Consider the following 17104-nt stretch of genomic DNA (forward strand, 5'->3'; position numbering starts at 1 on the left):
GGGGGGGCCGGACCTCGGGGCTTTAGCTCTGTTGTTAGCGCGCGTGCATGGCATGCAGGAGGTCAGGAGTTCAATTCTCCTTAGCTCCACAGCGAGACAACAAGATCCCGCCGATCGCTTCGATCGGCGGGATCTTCTGGTATCCACGGCGGGTGCCCGGATCAACGGCCGGGCTCGCACCTCCGGTTCGCGCGCGGCACCGGTCCGCGCCGAACTGTTCCGGTTCGGCTTGAGTGACTTGGCCCCGCCAGGCGTATACCTCTCATGAGGCGCTTCGGGGTGCGTGCTCGCACGGTTCCTACGGCCGTGGAGGGCCGCCGTGTCCGGACTGGTACTGAGGCGTCGCTGACCGTATTGGTCCGGCCGTGGCAGAATCAAACGGCCGGAAGGGGGCGCGGCCCGACGGGAGGGAGTAGTGATGCCTGCGAGCATCCTCGAAGAGGTCGGTCACCTCTTCGAAGCAGCGTTGACACGGGATACGATCACCCGCCTCAGCTGCCCTTCCTGCGGCTCCGCCCATGTCGCCCAGCTCCTCGGTGACAACGGCGGAATTTCCTACGTGTGCACGGCCTGCGGCCACAGCTGGAGCTGATCGATGGGTGCACACAGGCGAAAGTGCGACTGGTGCGGCAGCGGAACGCCGATCGTCCGTGACATGGAACCGGTGAACTCCGACTACCAGTACTGGTGTGAGGAATGCGCGCGGGCGCTGATCATAAAAGGCGACCCGATCGAGACCTACCGTGAACTCGAGGGCGAGCCGATCTACGGGCGCCTCCTCGAGGAACACTGCACACTCAAGCGCTTCTATTCCTTCGTCACCGCTTGACGCCCGTCGGCGTCCCTGGGGGCCGTGCCGCCAATGGGGCGCCGATTTGGCGTAGTTCATGCCCATCGGGACCCTGTGGCGTGTGGCCGCGGCAGGCGCGCACGCCACCGGCCGGGAAACGATTTGGTGCTGCGCCGCTCGCCCGGTAATGTTGGCGTCGCCGCCGGGGAAACCGGGCGGACCAAAGCACGGGGCTATAGCTCAGTTGGTAGAGCGCCTGCATGGCATGCAGGAGGTCAGGAGTTCAATTCTCCTTAGCTCCACAGCAAGATCCCGCCGGGTCAGTCGATCCGGCGGGATCTTTCGTTTGCCCGGAGGGGTCTTTCGCAGCTGAGACCCGTGGTCCCAGGGGCCGTTGAAAAGGGGCCGTCCGAACCCGGACGGCCCCTTCACGCGCGCGTGCTCAGTTGCCGCGCCCCAGTGCGCGCCTGCCGCGGCCCTGGGAGAGGACGGGCAGGTTGCTGCGGGACGAGTCCTGCGCGCGCGTGTCCTCCTCGATGCGCAGGGCGAGGGCGGGGCAACGGCGCACCGCGCGCAGGGCCTTGGCCTCGGCGTAGCGGGGCACCTTCGCCTGGGCGACGGTCGGGAAGCCGTCGGCGCCGAGCTGGAAGACCTCCGGGAGGATGTCCGCGCACAGGCCGTGGCCGCGGCACAACGTCCAGTCGACGTAGATCTTCTGGCGGCTGGGGCCGTTCTCCTCCGACTCGCCGCCCGGGATGCCCGTCGGGGCCCTGCCGCCCTCGAAGAGGGGCAGGACGCCCTCCACGGGCCGTCCGCAGCCGTTGCCGAGGACGTGCGCCGCGAGGTCGTCGGTGAACGCCTTGATGGTCGACTCCAGGAACATCGCGGAGCCGTCCGGGTGCGAGCAGGCGCCGCGCCGCTTGACGTTCTTCGCGACCTGCTTGAGCGCCTCCAGGGCTGCGGGGCCACCGCCGTTGAGGATCTCCTCCAGGCCGCGCGCGGCGGCCGGCAGACCGAGGTAGCAGGGGCCGCACTGCCCCGCGCTCTCCTCGGCCAGCCACTGCGCCACCCGCAACGACTCGCCCAGCGGGCAGGTCTCCTGAGTGATCGGCAGAATGGCGCCGGCGCCCAGTGAACCGCCCACCGCGTCCAGGGAGTTGCGCGAGACGATCGCCTCGTTGACCGTCGCCGCGTCGATCCACTTGCCGTGGTAGCCGCCGGTCAGCACGCCCTGCGGGACGGGCGGGGCGCCGGCGAGCTGGAGGACGTAGCGCAGCGGCACCCCCGTGGGCACCTCGATGACCATGGGGCGCGCGACCGCGCCGGACACCGTGAGCATGACGGTGCCCGGCTCGTCGTACAGGCCGGTGTTGCCGTAGCGCTCCGGGCCGATGCGGGCCGCGATCGCGAGCTGGGCGAACGTCTCGGCGTTGGACAGCAGGGTCGGGGCGCCGCCGACGCCGTTCTGCGAGGCGCTGACCTTGCGGCCGGGCGGGATCGCCGGGCCGCCGTCGATGGAGCGGATCAGGGAGGCGGCGGCGCCGGTGACCATGCGCACCGGGTTGCGCTGCACGAACGCGCGGAGCGCGGACCTACGGCTGTTGCTCAGGCCGCGTTCGGCGAGGGCGGCCTCCATGGAGCGCTGGGTGGACTCCCGGGTGACCCCCACCACGAGCGTGCGGGCACCCAGGGCCTCGGCGCACAGCAGGGCGCCGTCCAGGATGAGATGCGGGGCACGGTTGATCAGCACCGTGTCCTTGCGGCAGGCCGGCTCGTCCTCGCTGCCGTTGACCACGACGACCGGACGTACGCCGCGCTTGATCGCGGACTCGGCGACCGAGCGCAGCTTCTTGTGGAAGGGGAATCCCGCGCCGCCGCGGCCCTTCAGATTGATGTTCTCGGCGAGCTTGGCCAACTGCTCGCCGCCCATCGGTTCGAGCGGCCCGTGCACCTTCAGATGCATGGGCAGATCGAGCCTTTCGACAAGGTCGAAGCCCGACGTGAGCTGGGGAAGGCCGACCACGCGGACTTCGGGTACGTCGGGCAGGGCCTCGTTCACTTAAAGCCTCCGGAAGGCGTGTTCCAAGGTTCGCCCGAACCCGGTGCGTCGAAGTCGTAGGAGGCACCGGGCAGTGTTTCAGTGGCGGGACCGCTGTTGTTGTACGTGTCGTTCTGGTTGTACGTGCCGAAGACCGCGTTCGTCTCAGCGGTGTCGTACACATCACTCGAGCCATAGCCCGAGCCGCCTGAATTGCCATAGACCGGGATGTTGTATCCGGTGTCGTTGAGCGGGTCGTAGGCCGAGGGGGGCGCCTCGCCGACGGGGGGCGGGGAGGGGATCGGCCAGTTGCCCGTGCTGCCGCTGACGCCGCCGTCGACGCGTGGGATCGCCTCCGTCGGCTGCAGGTCCAGCGGCAGGTCCGTACGGGAGGTCTGGTCGGCCCCGAAGGGCTGCCGCGCGCGTGCGGGCCCGGAGACCGCGCGGTAGGCGGCCGCGAAGCCGGACACGGGCTCCTGCGCGGGGGGCGGGGGAGCCTGGTACAGGGGGTCGGCCGAGGGTGTCGCCCGGGGCTGGGAGCCCGTCGAGTCGGCTCGCCTCGACCGCCTCCCCCTCCCCTCGTAGCCTGGCAGCGCGGACTCCGCGGACCGGGCCCTGCTCGCCTCCAGCTCCTCGCGGCCCGCGGGCTCGCCGTTGCCGATGAGCCGGGCGATCCGGTCGGCGACCTTCCGCTTGACCGGGCGCGGTGCCGCGCGCAGGGCGAGGGCGGCGGCGACCGCCACGACGCACAGCTGGTAGCACACCATGAAGAACGTCGCCGCCGGGCGGCCGGCGAACAGTCCGTGGATCAGCGCCGCGCACCAGGCCGGGTAGGCCAGCATGTGCATCGCTCGCCAGCGCGCCGCGACCGGCGCCGGGGAGGCGAAGCGGTTGCGCAGCGCGCCGGTGATGCCGACGAAGATCATGAGCATGCCGGCCAGGGTGCCGAGGCCGATCAGGAAGGCGGTGCCGGCGAACTGATCACCGCCCGTGATGAGAAGACCGAAGGGGATCACCGCGGCGATCCAGCTGGTGTGCTCCAGCGCCAGCTTCGCGATGACGTGCACTAGGAGGAACGCGATCGAGGCGACCGCTGTCACCCGGTGAACGGCCTGTGCGGTGATCCGCTGCCGGGTGTTGAGGATCATGCGGTCCTGGGCGACCAGTCCCCAGATCACCGAGCAGGTGAGGCAGACGAGGGACAGGACGCCGGCACCGAAGTTGAGGAACTCCAGGAATGCGTCGTCCATCGTGCCGTCATCCGGGTCGAACGGTTCCGTCGTCACGACGTGCCTCCCGACATGACGAGGAGAGGTATGGATGACCGAATGTCAGCGGCCGCCGCCGCCCGTGCCGAGGGACCCGGCCCGGGGGGTGCGCTGCTGTGAGGACGAGGGTTCATGGGGGCAACTCCGAACGGTTCGGGAAAGCGGTCCCGCTGCCGCACTCTAAGTGGCTCCATACCGACGGGTACGGCGTTTGAGTTATTGCGTTGTTGTCCACGAGCCCGGCGGGGCGCGCGATGTCCCTTAGTGGCTGTTACGCCAGGTAATAGTTGAACTTGGTTCAGCTTTTCGATCTCTTCACAACTCTCAGGTACGGAATCGGCGGCGCCGTTGTTCACGCGCCACACCCACCGAAAGCACGTCGCGACCCGCTCCGGCGCTGCGGTACCCTGGCGCCATGCGTGCCGTACGCCTTCTGCTTAGCGGGCCGCGCTGATCAGTCCCGACCACCGGGCGAATCGGATGGTCGGAATCGGCGCGGCGTCCCCTCCTGTGCGAGGGGATTTTTCGTTTCTTGGGAAACGCGGCCGCCGGCAGAGACGATCGATGGAGCTTTGAGGATCATGAGCGAGACGAACCCCGCTGCCACCGCCGAGGTGGTCGCGCCGCACCGCTACACGGCCGCCATGGCAGCCGACATCGAGGCACGCTGGCAGGACTTCTGGGACGCCGACGGCACCTACGCGGCGCCGAACCCCAAGGGCGACCTGGCGGGCGACGCGGAGCTGGTCGCCAAGCCCAAGAAGTTCATCATGGACATGTTCCCGTACCCCTCCGGTGCGGGCCTGCACGTCGGTCACCCCCTGGGCTACATCGCCACCGACGTCTTCGCGCGCTTCCAGCGCATGACCGGCCACAACGTCCTGCACACCCTGGGCTTCGACGCCTTCGGCCTGCCCGCCGAGCAGTACGCCGTGCAGACCGGCACGCACCCGCGCGTGTCCACCGAGGCCAACATCGTCAACATGAAGGCCCAGCTGCGCCGGCTGGGCCTGGGCCACGACAAGCGCCGGTCGTTCGCCACGATCGACCCGGACTACTACAAGTGGACCCAGTGGATCTTCCTGCAGATCTTCAACTCCTGGTACGACGACGAGGCGAAGAAGGCCCGGCCGATCTCCGAGCTGATCGCCGAGTTCGAGTCCGGGGAGCGCGCCGTACCGGCTGCCGACGGCAGCGCTGACCGCTCCACGCGCGCGTGGAGCGAGCTGGCCGCCGCCGAGCGCGCCGACATCCTGGGCGAGTACCGCCTGGCGTACGCCTCGGACGCGCCGGTCAACTGGTGCCCCGGCCTGGGCACCGTCCTGGCCAACGAGGAGGTCACCGCCGACGGCCGCTCCGAGCGCGGCAACTACCCGGTCTTCAAGGCCAAGCTGCGCCAGTGGAACATGCGCATCACCGCCTACGCCGACCGGCTGCTGGAGGACCTGGAGGAGCTGGACTGGCCCGAGGCCATCAAGCTGCAGCAGCGCAACTGGATCGGCCGCTCCGAGGGCGCCCGCGTCGACTTCCCGATCGACGGCGAGCGCATCACGGTCTTCACCACGCGCCCGGACACCCTGTTCGGCGCGAGCTACATGGTGCTGGCCCCCGAGCACCCGCTGGTGGAGAAGTTCACGCCGGACACCTGGCCCGAGGGCACCCACGAGGCGTGGACCGGCGGTCATGCGACTCCCGCCGAGGCCGTCGCCGCCTACCGCGCGCAGGCCGCCGCCAAGTCCGACGTCGAGCGCCAGGCCGAGGCCAAGGACAAGACCGGCGTCTTCATCGGCTCGTACGCGACCAACCCGGTCAACGGCGAGAAGGTCCCGGTCTTCATCGCCGACTACGTCCTGATGGGCTACGGCACCGGCGCGATCATGGCCGTCCCGGCGGGCGACCAGCGCGACTTCGAGTTCGCGCGCGCCTTCGAGCTGCCGATCCCCTGCATCGTCGAGCCGACCGACGGCCGGGGCACCGACACCTCCACGTGGGACGACGCCTTCACGTCGTACGAGGCGAAGATCGTCAACTCGTCCAACGACGACATCTCCCTGGACGGTCTGGGCGTCGCCGAGGCCAAGGCGCGCATCACCGAGTGGCTGGAGCACAAGGGCATCGGCGAGGGCACCGTCAACTTCCGGCTGCGCGACTGGCTGTTCAGCCGCCAGCGCTACTGGGGCGAGCCCTTCCCGATCGTCTACGACGAGGACGGCATCGCCCACGCGCTGCCCGAGTCGATGCTGCCGCTGGAGCTGCCCGAGGTCGAGGACTACTCCCCGCGGACCTTCGACCCGGACGACGCGAACACGCAGCCCGAGACGCCGCTGTCGCGCAACGAGGAGTGGGTCAACGTCACGCTGGACCTGGGCGACGGCCCGAAGCGGTACCGGCGTGAGACCAACACCATGCCCAACTGGGCCGGTTCCTGCTGGTACGAACTGCGCTACCTGGACCCGCACAACAGCGAGCAGCTGGTCGACCCGGAGATCGAGCAGTACTGGATGGGCCCGCGCGAGGGCCGGCCGCACGGCGGTGTCGACCTGTACGTCGGCGGCGCCGAGCACGCCGTGCTGCACCTGCTGTACGCCCGCTTCTGGTCCAAGGTCCTGTACGACCTGGGCCACGTCTCCTCGGCGGAGCCGTTCCACAAGCTGTTCAACCAGGGCATGATCCAGGCCTACGTCTACCGTGACAGCCGTGGCATCGCGGTGCCGGCCGCCGAGGTGGAGGAGCGCGACGGCGCGTACTACTACCAGGGCGAGAAGGTCTCCCGACTGCTGGGCAAGATGGGCAAGTCCCTGAAGAACGCGGTCACCCCGGACGAGATCTGCGCGGAGTACGGCGCCGACACGCTGCGGCTGTACGAGATGGCGATGGGCCCGCTGGACGTGTCCCGTCCGTGGGACACGCGCGCGGTGGTGGGCCAGTTCCGGCTGCTGCAGCGGCTGTGGCGCAACGTCGTCGACGAGACGACCGGCGAGGTCACGGTCGTCGACGCCGAGCCCGACGAGGAGACGCTGCGTGCCCTGCACAAGGCGATCGACGGCGTGCGCGGCGACCTGGAAGGCATGCGGTTCAACACGGCGATCGCCAAGGTCACCGAGCTGAACAACCACCTGACCAAGACGGGCGGCGCGGTGCCGCGCTCCGTCGCCGAGTCGCTGGTGCTGCTGATCGCGCCGCTGGCCCCGCACATCGCCGAGGAGCTGTGGCGCAAGCTGGGGCACGAGGACTCGGTGGTGCACCAGGACTTCCCGGTGGCCGACCCGGCGTACGTCGTCGACGAGACCGTGACCTGCGTCGTGCAGATCAAGGGCAAGGTCAAGGCCCGCCTGGAGGTCTCGCCGGCCATCTCCGAGGAGGAGCTGGAGAAGGTCGCGCTGTCCGACGAGAAGGTCGTGGCGGCGCTGGACGGGGCCGGGATCAGGAAGGTGATCGTGCGGGCGCCGAAGCTGGTGAACATCGTTCCGGCGTAGGACGGGGCATACGGCGAGTGCGCCGCGGGCGGCTCGGGGCTGCCGTGAGTGAGTGCGGCGGGTGGCTCGGGGCTGCCCTGAGCGTGGCCGTCGGCTCGGGATGATCTCGGCTCGGGGTGATCCCCTACGGGCAGGTTCGGGGTTCTGCTGGAACTCCGGGCCTGCCCTTTGCGTTTACCGTTGAAGAGTGTGTAGCGGCGTGTGCCGCGACCGGCCCGAGGAGGAGTTCGTGGAGGCAGTGATCGCAGTCGTGGCCCTGCTCTGCGTACTCTTCGTGGTGCTCGGTGCCTACGCCACGGTGAAGGTGGTCGGCGCCGCCAAGCGCCGCGTGGACGAGACCATTACCCAGGCCCGGCGCACGGTCGAGGACCACACCCTGCGGGCCAAGTCGTTCGCCCAGCCGGGCCCGGCCGGCGAGCTCGCCCAGCTGCGGCTGAGGCTGCGCACGTCGATGCGGGCCACCCAGGACGCGCTGCACGCGGGCGTGGCCGAGGACGAGTCCCTCAAGGAGTCCCTCGGCCTCTTCGAACGCCTCAGCGCGCACGGGCACGAACTGGACGCCGAGCTGCGGCGCCTGGAGTCCGAGCCGGACCGCGCGACGCTCGCCGAGCGGCTGCCCGAGCTGCGTGAGCGTACCGAGCGCGTCGTCGAGTCGGCGGACTCCCTGCGGTGGGCGGCCCGCGACCGGGCACGCCGCTTCGCCGACGACGACCTGGACACCCTCAGCTCGCAGATCCACATGGAGTCCGGCGCCCTGCGGCACTGGCAGACGACGGAGTCTTCGGAATCACCGTCGACGCCGCCGTCGGCGTCGGAACGTCCGTCGTCGACGCCGCCGCCGTGGCCACAGGCCCCGACCGCGGAGGCCGGCTCGACCACCGAGCAAACGTGGCCGGACACCCCCCAGCCGCAGCGGGCCGAGGAGCCGACGCGGCCCGCCATCGCCCCCTCGGCGCCCCGCCCGACCTACCCCTGGCAGAAGAAGACCCGCCCCGAGAGCACGACTTGAGCCCGCGTGCCCACGCGCTGATCCGGTCAAGGCAGCACATGCAGAGCGGGGTCGGGCTGCCGCCCGGGCACTACGCCAGGTAACCTCCAGCTCATGTCCCGCCATGTCGCGATCGTCACCGATTCAACGGCCTACCTGCCGCCGCGGACGATGGAGCGTCACGGCATCACCGCGGTACCCCTGACCGTGGTCCTGGGCGACAAGGCACTGGACGAGGGCACCGAGATCTCGACCCGTTCCCTCGCCCAGGCATTGCAGAAGCGACGCCCCGTCACCACCTCGCGCCCCAGCCCCGAGGTCTTCGCGGAGCACTACCGCGAGGTCGCCGAGTCCGGTGCCACCGGCATCGTCTCGCTGCACCTGTCCGCCGAGCTCTCCGGCACCTACGACGCGGCCGTCCTCGCGGCGCGCGAGGCGCCCGTGCCGGTGCGGGTGGTGGACACCGGGATGGTCGCGATGGCCCTCGGCTTCTGCGCGCTCGCCGCGGCGGAGGCGGCGGAGACGGGCGGCACGGTGGACGACGCCGTGACCGCCGCGGAGAAGCGAGCCGGGGGCACGGCCGCCTACTTCTACGTCGACACCCTCGACTATCTGCGCCGCGGGGGCCGTATCGGGGCCGCGCAGGCCCTGCTGGGCTCCGCGCTCGCGGTGAAGCCGCTGTTGCAGTTGGAGGGCGGCCGGATCGGCCCGCTGGAGAAGGTACGGACGGCGTCCAAGGCGATCGCCCGCCTCGAGGAGATCGCGGCAGACCGGGCGGGCAGCGCCCAGGTCGACATCGCGGTGCACCATCTGGCGGCCCCCGACCGGGCGTCGGCGCTCGCGGACCGGTTGCGGGCCCGGGTGCCCGGGCTGGCCGAGCTGCATGTGAGTGAGGTGGGGGCGGTGATCGGGGCGCATACGGGGCCTGGGTTGTTGGGGGTTGTGGTTTCGCCGCGGTGATGTGGGGCCGTGGTGGAGGGCCGGGGAGGGGGGGCGGCCCTCGCGTTGGCTGCGGTGGAGGGCGTTTCGGGTGGGTGAGTTTCGGGTGGGTGAGTCACTCGTGTGAGTGGCTTGGTTATCCACAACTGGGCGGTAATCCCCGGGAATTGAGCAAGATCATCGCGGGTGGGGCGGAGTGTCCGATCCTCGTCGCATGGCACTTCGATCACGCACACACACCACGACGGCAACCAGCGGCCCGGGTCGCGGCCCTGACTCCGACGTCCGCGCCCGCCACCGACGACGCATGCATGTCCGGCAGCGGGCTCGGCAGCGCCGCGCGTCGGCGGAGGAGCTGAGGCGCAGGGCGGAGGTGATTTTCGCCGAACGGGCCGGGGAGTGGGGGGAGTCGGGAGCGGATCCGCCACCGGGGGACGAATACGGCCCCGGAGCGGGGGCCGGGGAGGAGCGCGCCCAGCGGGCTGGTGTTGGCGAACCGTACGCGGACCGGCGGGACACGCCGAGGGCTCGCCCGGCCGGGGATGTGGAGGAACGGCACCGCGGTTGGGGCGGGGCCTCGGGTGGCCCGGGTTCTGATGTGGCGGTGCGCTCGGGTGGCGTGCGCGGTGATGCGGGGCCGGGTCCGGACGTGCCGGATGTCGGCGCGGTTGGCGGGGCCGGGCAGGGGAGTGATCCCAGGGTTGGTCGCGGGGCCGGTGACAGGGCTGCTCCCCGCGTCGGTCGCGGGGCCGGTGTCGAGGTCACCCCGGTTGCCGGTGACGGGGCTCATGGCCGGGCCGGTGACGTGGGCGTCGGGGACTGGCGGGCGCGGGTCGGGCCGGCTCTGCGGGAGCGGATGCCGGTGTGGTTGCAGGCGAGGTGCGGGCTGGAACGGCGCAGCCTGGTCGCGCTCACCGTGGTGCTCGTCCTCGCCGCCGGGTTCGCCGTGCAGCACTTCTGGGCCGGCCGGACACAGTCCGTCCGGGCGCCCGAGGTGGTGCGGGCGGCGGCCTCGTACGGGGGAGGTGAGTCGGGTGAGGAGCCCCTGGCGGGTGCGTCGGCGGCGGGGGCGCAGGGTGCCGGCGGCACCGCCGCGGCGGAGATCGTGGTGGACGTCAGCGGCAAGGTGCGCGAGCCGGGAATCCATCGCCTGCCGGCGGGTTCACGTGTCGCCGACGCCCTGCGCGCGGCCGGTGGCGTGCGGCCGGGCACGAAGACCGACGGCCTCAACCGGGCCCGGTTCCTGGTGGACGGCGAGCAAGTGATCGTCGGCGGTCCAGCCGCCCCTCCCGGGGCAGCGCCGGGTCCGGGCTCGGGCGGTGCGGCGGTCCCTGGCGCGGCACCTGCCGGGCCGGTCTCCCTCAACACGGCCACCGTCGAGCAGCTCGACACCCTCCCCGGCGTCGGCCCGGTGCTGGCCCAGCACATCATCGACTACCGCACCCAGCACGGCGGGTTCCGCTCGGTGGACGAGCTGCGTGAGGTCAACGGCATCGGCGACCGCCGCTTCGCCGATCTACGGAATCGGGTACGGCCATGAAGCCCCCGGAATCCCGCACGGCCGAGGGGCACGACGTCGACTCACCCGACCTCGCGCCCGCACGCGCCGCCGTACACGCCGCGTCCGGCAGACGACTCGGCGCCGCCCACCCCCGCCAGGAAGGACCGACGGACCTCCGACTCGTGCCGCCCGCGCTCGCCGCCTGGGCGACGGCGGCACTGATGCTGGACGCCCCACAGGTGTGGGTGGCCGTTGCGGCGGTCGCGTGCCTGGTCGCGGCAGGCGTACTTCTCCTGTTACGAGGAGGTGGCGGGCTCCTGCTCCGGGGAAGCGGCGGGCTCCTGGTCGGGGGAGCCGGTGGGCGCGATGGTCAGGCACCCATGCGCCTCACCTCGTCGCGTACCGCGGTCGCCGCCATGCTGCTCTGCATCGCCGCTGCCGCCGTATCCGCCGGACTGCACGGGGCCGACCTGCGGCGTGGTCCGGTGCCGGGGCTGGCCCGGGAGTATGCCACCGTGACCGCCGAGGTCGAGGTCACCGCCGATCCCCGCCTGACCCGACCTCGGGTCAAGGGCGATCACATGGCACCGACCTCCGTCCTGGTCAACGCGGACGTCCGACGTGTCGAGACGGCGGACGGCACGGCGACGGTGACGCGGGTGCCGGTGCTGATGATCGTCGACGGAGGACCGGGGGGCTTCGACGGCGCCGATGCGACACCCAGGGCCGTCGATGGCGGCGACGGGACGCCGCGATCCACCGGCAGCCGGCGTGCTCCCTGGCTGCAACTCCTGCCGTCCACGCGGCTGCGCGTGACCGCGCGGCTCGCGCCCGCGTCGGCGGACGGGGACCGGATCGCGGCGGTGCTGCGGGTCCGGGGCCGGGCGGCGCCGCAGGTCGTGGGGGAGCCGTCGGCGGCGCAGCGGCTGGCGGGGCGGTTGCGGGCGGGGCTGCGGGCGGCGACCGACGGATTGCCGGCGGACGCGCGGGCGCTGTTGCCGGGGCTGGTCGTGGGCGACACCTCGCGGATCTCCCCGGAGCTGGACGAGGCGTTCAAGGAGACCGACCTCGCGCACACACTCGCCGTCTCCGGCAGCAACCTCACGATCATCCTGGCCCTGCTCATCGGCCCGCCCGCCCTGGCCCAGCAGGTCGAGCGCCGTGGTCTCGCGCCCCGTCTCGGCATCTCCCTGCGGACGACGGCGCTGCTGGGCGGAGCGCTCACCCTCGCGTTCGTCGTCGTGTGCCGGCCGGACCCGAGCGTTCTGCGGGCCGCGGCCTGCGGAGCGGTCGCGCTGCTCGCCCTGGCGACCGGACGCCGCAGATCGCTGATCCCGGCGCTGGCGACGGCCGTCCTGATGCTGGTGCTGTACGACCCGTGGCTCGCCCGCAGTTACGGCTTCCTGCTCTCCGTCCTGGCGACGGGCGCCCTGCTCACGCTCGCACCCCGCTGGAGTGCGGCGCTGCGGCGGCGTGGAGTCCCGCCACGGGCCGCCGAGGCGCTGGCTGCCGCGGCTGCCGCGCAGGCGCTGTGCGCGCCGGTCGTGGCAGTGCTGTCGTCCCGGGTGAGCCTGGTGGCGGTGCCGTGCAATCTGCTCGCGGAGTTCGCGATCGCACCGGCCACGGTGCTGGGCTTCGCGGCACTGGCGACCGCGCCGTTCGCGATGCCGGTGGCCAAGGCCCTGGCGTGGTGCGCCAGTTGGCCGGCCGGCTGGATCGCGGACGTGGCCCGGACGGGCGCCGCACTGCCCGGGGCGGGAGTGGACTGGCCCGGCACCTGGATCGGGGCGGCGCTGCTCGCCCTCGCCACGGTGGTCGTCCTGCTCGCCGGCCGGCGACTGCTGCGCCACCCCTGGTGGTGCGGGGTCTGCGGGGTGCTGCTTCTGCTGGTGATCGTGCAGCCGCCGCCGCTGACCAGGGTGGTGACGGGCTGGCCGCCGCCCGGGTGGCGGTTCGCGATGTGCGACGTGGGGCAGGGTGACGCGACGGTGCTCGCCGCGGGTGAGGGAACGGGGGTCGTCGTGGACGCCGGCCCCGATCCGGCGTTGGTCGACCGCTGTCTGCGCACGCTGGGCATCACCCGGATCCCGCTCGTCGTGCTGACCCACTTCCACGCCGACCATGTCGCGGGACTGCCGGGTGTACTGCGTGGGCGTGAGGTGGGCGCGATCGAGACGACGGGGCACGAGGAGCCCGCGGACCAGGTGGAGTTCGTACGCAGGGAGGCGGCCGCCCGGCGCGTTCCCGTGACGCGGGCCGCCGCCGGGGAGGAGCGGCGTACCGGAGCGTTGAGCTGGCAGGTGTTGTGGCCGTCGCCGCACCCGGCGATGGCGCCGGAGGGTCCGAACGACGCCAGTGTCACCCTGCTCGTCCGGTCGGCAGGGCTGCGGCTCCTGCTGCTCGGGGACCTCGAACCCCCGGCTCAGCGGGCGCTGTTGAGATCACCGGCGGGGGCGCTGGTGGCCGGAGTGGACGTGCTCAAGGTCGCCCACCACGGCTCGGCGTATCAGGACCCGGAGCTCATACGCAGGGCGGCGCCACGGCTGGCATTGATCAGTTGCGGTGCGGACAACCAGTACGGACACCCAGCTCCCAGCACCGTCGCGGCGTTGCGGGCGCAGGGCGCGATGGTGCTGCGGACGGACGAGGACGGGGCGCTGGCGGTGGCGGGTACGGGCGCGGCGCTGCGGGTGGCGGGAGACTGAGGTCATGGATTCCGTTGAGGTCGATGCCTATCTCCGTCGCCTGGGGGTCGCGCACCCGGCGTGGCCCACCGTGGACGTGCTGCGCGAGCTGCATCTGCGCCATCTGCAGACCGTGCCCTTCGAGAACCTGTCGATCCACCTCGGCGAGGAGATCGTCCTGGAGGAGAAGCGACTGCTGGACAAGGTGGTGGGGGCGAGGAGAGGAGGGTTCTGTTACGAACTGAACGGGGCGTTCGGGGCATTGCTCACCGCGCTGGGCTTCGATGTGACGCTGCTCGCGGCGCGCGTGCACGGGAAGGAGGGGCGGCTCGGGATCCCCTACGACCACATGGCGCTGAGGGTGCGGACGGTGGACGGGGGCACGTGGCTGGCGGACGTCGGATTCGGGGCGCACAGCCACTATCCGCTGGCTTTCGAGGCGCGGGGTGAGCAGGAGGACCCGGCGGGCGTGTTCCGGATCGTCGAGGCCGGGCCGGACGCGGCCGGGGTGCGCGGCGGGCACGACGTGGCGGAGGCGGCGGACCTGGAGGTCGTCATGGCGGGCAGACCGGAGTACCGGCTGGAGCGGCGGCCGCGGGTGCTCGGCGACTTCGCGGCCGGGGCGTGGTGGCACAGCACCTCGCCGGGCTCGCACTTCACGCAGTCGCTGGTGTGCTCCAGGGTGACGGAGGACGGAGGGCGGATCACGCTCAGTGGACGCACGTTCAAGGTGACGGCGGCCGACGGGACGCGTGAGGAGCGGGAGCTGGACATGGACGAGGAGGTGCTGGGGGTGTACCGGGAGCGGTTCGGGATCGAGCTGGACCGGGTGCCGACGGTGTGAAGGCCCAGCGGGGGTGGTTGATGCGGGGAGAAGGGCCATGCCGGGCCGCCAGTGCTGCTCGGGTCCACACGCGCTGGTCGGAGGTGCAAGGGGTGTTGCTCGGGCCGGGACCCCGGCACGGGTTGGTCTCCCGTCGGTGCCTGAGAATTGCTCCGTGAGCGATGTGAGACATGTGCTGGTGCTGCCTGACCGTGACGCGGCGGAGGAGGTCGTGGAGGCGCTCGGGGAGCGGTTCGGAATCGATGAGGAGCCGCGGCTGGTGCGGGATGCGCTGGCGGGGGAGGACGATGCCGAGGACGCGCAATGGCTGGTGGTGCTGCGGGACGAGCAGGGACGGCTCGATCCGGGGGAGTTGGACGAGTTCGCAGGGGAGTGGGACGGGTGGCGGGAGGAGCCGTAGCCTGACCGGTGCTCGGTGCTCGGTGCTCGGTGCTCGGTGCTCGGTGCTCGGTGCCCGGTGTCAGATGCTCGACCCTTGGCGCTCCGCCCCCGGTACGGGCTCGGCACAGCCGACGCAGCCCCGGACGCCCACGCCGACCCCGACCCCGACCTCGACCCCGCCCCCGTTGTCAGTGGCCCGTGCCATGCTTGTCGCGATGGCCAGGAAGACTGCGAATGACGATCCCCTCGCCCCCGTGACCCTCGCCGTGGGTCAGGAGGAGCTGCTGCTCGACCGTGCCGTGCGGGAGGTGGTGGCCGCTGCCAGGGCCGCTGACGCCGACACGGACGTGCGGGAGCTGACGCCGGACCAGTTGCAGCCCGGCACGCTGGCCGAGTTGACCAGTCCCTCCCTGTTCGCGGAGCGCAAGGTCGTGGTCGTGCGCGATGCGCAGGACCTGGCGGCCGACACGATCAAGGACGTGACGGCGTATCTGGGGGCGCCGGCCGAGGAGATCACCCTCGTGCTGCTGCATGCCGGCGGGGCCAAGGGCAAGAAGCTGCTCGACGCCGCGCGCAAGGCGGGCGCGCGGGAGGTGGCCTGCCCGAAGATGACCAAGCCGGCGGACCGGCTGGCGTTCGTGCGGAGCGAGTTCCGGGCGACCGGGCGGTCCGCGACGCCCGAGGCATGCCAGGCGCTGGTCGACGCCATCGGGAGCGATCTGCGGGAGCTGGCGTCCGCGGTGAGTCAGCTCGTCGCCGATGTCGAGGGGACCATCGACGAGGCCGTCGTCGGCCGGTACTACACCGGCCGGGCCGAGGCGTCGAGCTTCACCGTCGCCGACCGGGCGGTCGAGGGGCGGGCCGCGGAGGCGCTGGAGGCGCTGCGGTGGTCGCTGGCGACCGGAGTGGCGCCCGTCATGATCACGAGCGCCCTCGCGCAGGGCGTGCGGGCCATCGGGAAGCTGTCCTCCGCTCGCGGCGGCCGCCCCGCCGACCTCGCGCGGGAGCTGGGCATGCCGCCCTGGAAGATCGACCGCGTGCGGCAGCAGATGCGGGGGTGGACGCCCGACGGGGTGGCGGTCGCCTTGCAGGCGGTGGCGGAGGCGGACGCCGGTGTGAAGGGCGGCGGGGACGATCCCGGGTACGCCCTGGAGAAGGCCGTCGTCGCCATCGCCCGAGCAGCCCGGTCTAGGGGGCGGGCGTAGCCCTTCGACCGCGTCGACTCCGTGATCGAGTCGACGGGGCGTCGGTGCGGAGGAGAATCGGTGTGTCAGCCGTAATCGCCGAGGCGACGGAAAGGTGGCGATGGTCATGGCTGAACACCCGCACGCACAGCTCGTCCGCAAGGGCTTCGAAGCCTTCACCCGCGGTGACATGGACGCTCTGCGCGAGCTGATGACATCGGACTGCACGCACCACGTACCGGGCAGTCACCCGCTGTCGGGTGACTACAAGGGGCAGGACGCGTGTATCGACATGTACCGCCGGATGTTCGAGGAGACGGGCGGGAACATGCAGGTCCAGCTGCGCGGCGTCGCCGTCGACGGCCGCGGGCACGCGGTCGGCATGGCCCGCTTCTCGGCGCAGCGACAGGGCAAGAGCATCGACGACGAGGGGGCGCTCGTCTTCCGGGTCGTCGGGGACAGGATCAGTGACATCGACGAGTGCGTCGAGGACATCGACAGGAACAACGAATTCTGGTCGTGACGGGTGGTGACAGTCCCCGCGCACGCCGAAGGCCCCGCCCACCGCCCTGGGGAAGGGCGGAAGGCGGGGCCTTCGGTTCAAGCTGCTGAGCCCGTACCCGCGTGGCGAACGCAGGCCGCGTACAGGCTCGGGGTGCCGGACGGGAGCGGATGAGAGAGGGCCCGCTCGATTCCCCCCGGCTGTCGAATCAAGTGTCAGCCCTTGAGGGCAGCGACCTTCGAAGCAAGCGCCGACTTCTTGTTGGCGGCCTGGTTCTTGTGGATGACGCCCTTCGAGACGGCCTTGTCGAGCGCACGCGCCGCAGCGCGCTGGTACTCGGTGGCCTTCTCCACGTCACCCGCGGCAGCGGCCTCACGGGCCTTGCGGATCGCGGTCTTCAGGGAGGACTTGACGGCCTTGTTGCGCAGCCGAGCCTTCTCGTTGGTCTTGATCCGCTTGATCTGGGACTTGATGTTCGCCACGAATGAGCCTTTTCAGGTTCAGGCACG

The 17104-nt window shown here is 71.5% G+C and carries 13 protein-coding genes and 1 tRNA gene; 11 read left to right on the forward strand and 3 right to left on the reverse strand.

The annotated features are described in order from the left end of the window. Positions 1 to 595: 595 nt before the first annotated feature. Positions 596 to 829: a hypothetical protein gene (locus ABZ078_RS08240; protein ID WP_356572862.1), complete on the forward strand. Its 234-nt coding sequence runs from the start codon at positions 596 to 598 to the stop codon at positions 827 to 829. A gap of 190 nt (positions 830 to 1019) precedes the next feature. Beyond that, positions 1020 to 1092 (forward strand) — tRNA-Ala (locus ABZ078_RS08245). A 140-nt stretch (positions 1093 to 1232) separates the two neighbouring features. Here the strand turns inward: ABZ078_RS08245 and ABZ078_RS08250 are convergent. Together ABZ078_RS08250 and ABZ078_RS08255 are read right to left on the reverse strand one after the other, a co-directional pair. Continuing rightward, positions 1233 to 2849 (reverse strand): NADH-ubiquinone oxidoreductase-F iron-sulfur binding region domain-containing protein, encoded by a 1617-nt coding sequence (locus tag ABZ078_RS08250; protein ID WP_356572864.1) that lies wholly within the window; start codon positions 2847 to 2849, stop codon positions 1233 to 1235. Further along, complete coding sequence (locus tag ABZ078_RS08255; RefSeq protein WP_356573220.1) at positions 2846 to 4078, reverse strand: ferric reductase-like transmembrane domain-containing protein; 1233 nt, start codon at positions 4076 to 4078, stop codon at positions 2846 to 2848. The genes ABZ078_RS08250 and ABZ078_RS08255 overlap by 4 nt, the downstream gene beginning before the upstream one ends. 599 nt (positions 4079 to 4677) lie before the next feature. Between ABZ078_RS08255 and leuS the strand changes: the two genes are divergently transcribed. The 9 genes from leuS (at position 4678) to ABZ078_RS08300 (ending at position 16616) form a co-directional block, all read left to right on the forward strand. After that, positions 4678 to 7572 carry a leucine--tRNA ligase gene (gene leuS, locus ABZ078_RS08260; protein WP_356572866.1) on the forward strand — a complete coding sequence of 965 codons (2895 nt, stop codon included), beginning with the start codon at positions 4678 to 4680 and terminating at the stop codon, positions 7570 to 7572. 229 nt (positions 7573 to 7801) lie between these two features. Further along, positions 7802 to 8581, forward strand: a complete 780-nt coding sequence (locus ABZ078_RS08265) for a hypothetical protein (RefSeq protein WP_356572867.1) — start codon at positions 7802 to 7804, stop codon at positions 8579 to 8581. Between the two features lie 93 nt (positions 8582 to 8674). Then, positions 8675 to 9520 carry a DegV family protein gene (locus ABZ078_RS08270; protein WP_356572869.1) on the forward strand — a complete coding sequence of 282 codons (846 nt, stop codon included), beginning with the start codon at positions 8675 to 8677 and terminating at the stop codon, positions 9518 to 9520. A 598-nt stretch (positions 9521 to 10118) separates the two neighbouring features. Further along, the gene (locus ABZ078_RS08275; RefSeq protein WP_356572871.1) at positions 10119 to 11039 is read left to right on the forward strand and encodes a ComEA family DNA-binding protein; all 921 of its coding nucleotides are present in this window, start codon (positions 10119 to 10121) and stop codon (positions 11037 to 11039) included. Further along, a complete protein-coding gene (locus ABZ078_RS08280) occupies positions 11036 to 13705 on the forward strand; it encodes a ComEC/Rec2 family competence protein (RefSeq protein WP_356572873.1) in 2670 nt (889 codons plus the stop codon). Before ABZ078_RS08275 ends, ABZ078_RS08280 begins: the two co-directional genes overlap by 4 nt. 4 nt (positions 13706 to 13709) lie before the next feature. Beyond that, complete coding sequence (locus tag ABZ078_RS08285) at positions 13710 to 14528, forward strand: arylamine N-acetyltransferase (RefSeq protein ID WP_356572875.1); 819 nt, start codon at positions 13710 to 13712, stop codon at positions 14526 to 14528. Positions 14529 to 14682: 154 nt separating this feature from the next. After that, positions 14683 to 14928, forward strand: coding sequence for a hypothetical protein (locus ABZ078_RS08290; RefSeq protein WP_356572877.1), 246 nt, complete (start codon positions 14683 to 14685; stop codon positions 14926 to 14928). Positions 14929 to 15124: 196 nt separating this feature from the next. Next, positions 15125 to 16114, forward strand: a complete 990-nt coding sequence (holA, locus tag ABZ078_RS08295; RefSeq protein WP_356572878.1) for a DNA polymerase III subunit delta — start codon at positions 15125 to 15127, stop codon at positions 16112 to 16114. Between the two features lie 106 nt (positions 16115 to 16220). Beyond that, positions 16221 to 16616, forward strand: coding sequence for a nuclear transport factor 2 family protein (locus tag ABZ078_RS08300; RefSeq protein WP_356572880.1), 396 nt, complete (start codon positions 16221 to 16223; stop codon positions 16614 to 16616). Between the two features lie 194 nt (positions 16617 to 16810). Here ABZ078_RS08300 and rpsT read toward each other — a convergent pair whose 3' ends face one another. Beyond that, complete coding sequence (rpsT, locus tag ABZ078_RS08305) at positions 16811 to 17077, reverse strand: 30S ribosomal protein S20 (protein ID WP_356572882.1); 267 nt, start codon at positions 17075 to 17077, stop codon at positions 16811 to 16813. Positions 17078 to 17104 lie beyond the last annotated feature (27 nt).

The organism is Streptomyces sp. NPDC006385 (assembly GCF_040612485.1).
GTDB lineage: Bacteria > Actinomycetota > Actinomycetes > Streptomycetales > Streptomycetaceae > Streptomyces.

Coding starts and splice junctions, on each gene's coding strand:
- leuS (WP_356572866.1), top strand. CDS start 4,678: ATGAGCGAGACGAACCCCGCTGCCACCGCCGAGGTGGTCGCGCCGCAC.
- ABZ078_RS08255 (WP_356573220.1), bottom strand. CDS start 4,078: ATGGACGACGCATTCCTGGAGTTCCTCAACTTCGGTGCCGGCGTCCTG.
- ABZ078_RS08300 (WP_356572880.1), top strand. CDS start 16,221: ATGGCTGAACACCCGCACGCACAGCTCGTCCGCAAGGGCTTCGAAGCC.
- holA (WP_356572878.1), top strand. CDS start 15,125: ATGGCCAGGAAGACTGCGAATGACGATCCCCTCGCCCCCGTGACCCTC.
- ABZ078_RS08280 (WP_356572873.1), top strand. CDS start 11,036: ATGAAGCCCCCGGAATCCCGCACGGCCGAGGGGCACGACGTCGACTCA.
- ABZ078_RS08285 (WP_356572875.1), top strand. CDS start 13,710: ATGGATTCCGTTGAGGTCGATGCCTATCTCCGTCGCCTGGGGGTCGCG.
- ABZ078_RS08240 (WP_356572862.1), top strand. CDS start 596: ATGGGTGCACACAGGCGAAAGTGCGACTGGTGCGGCAGCGGAACGCCG.
- ABZ078_RS08270 (WP_356572869.1), top strand. CDS start 8,675: ATGTCCCGCCATGTCGCGATCGTCACCGATTCAACGGCCTACCTGCCG.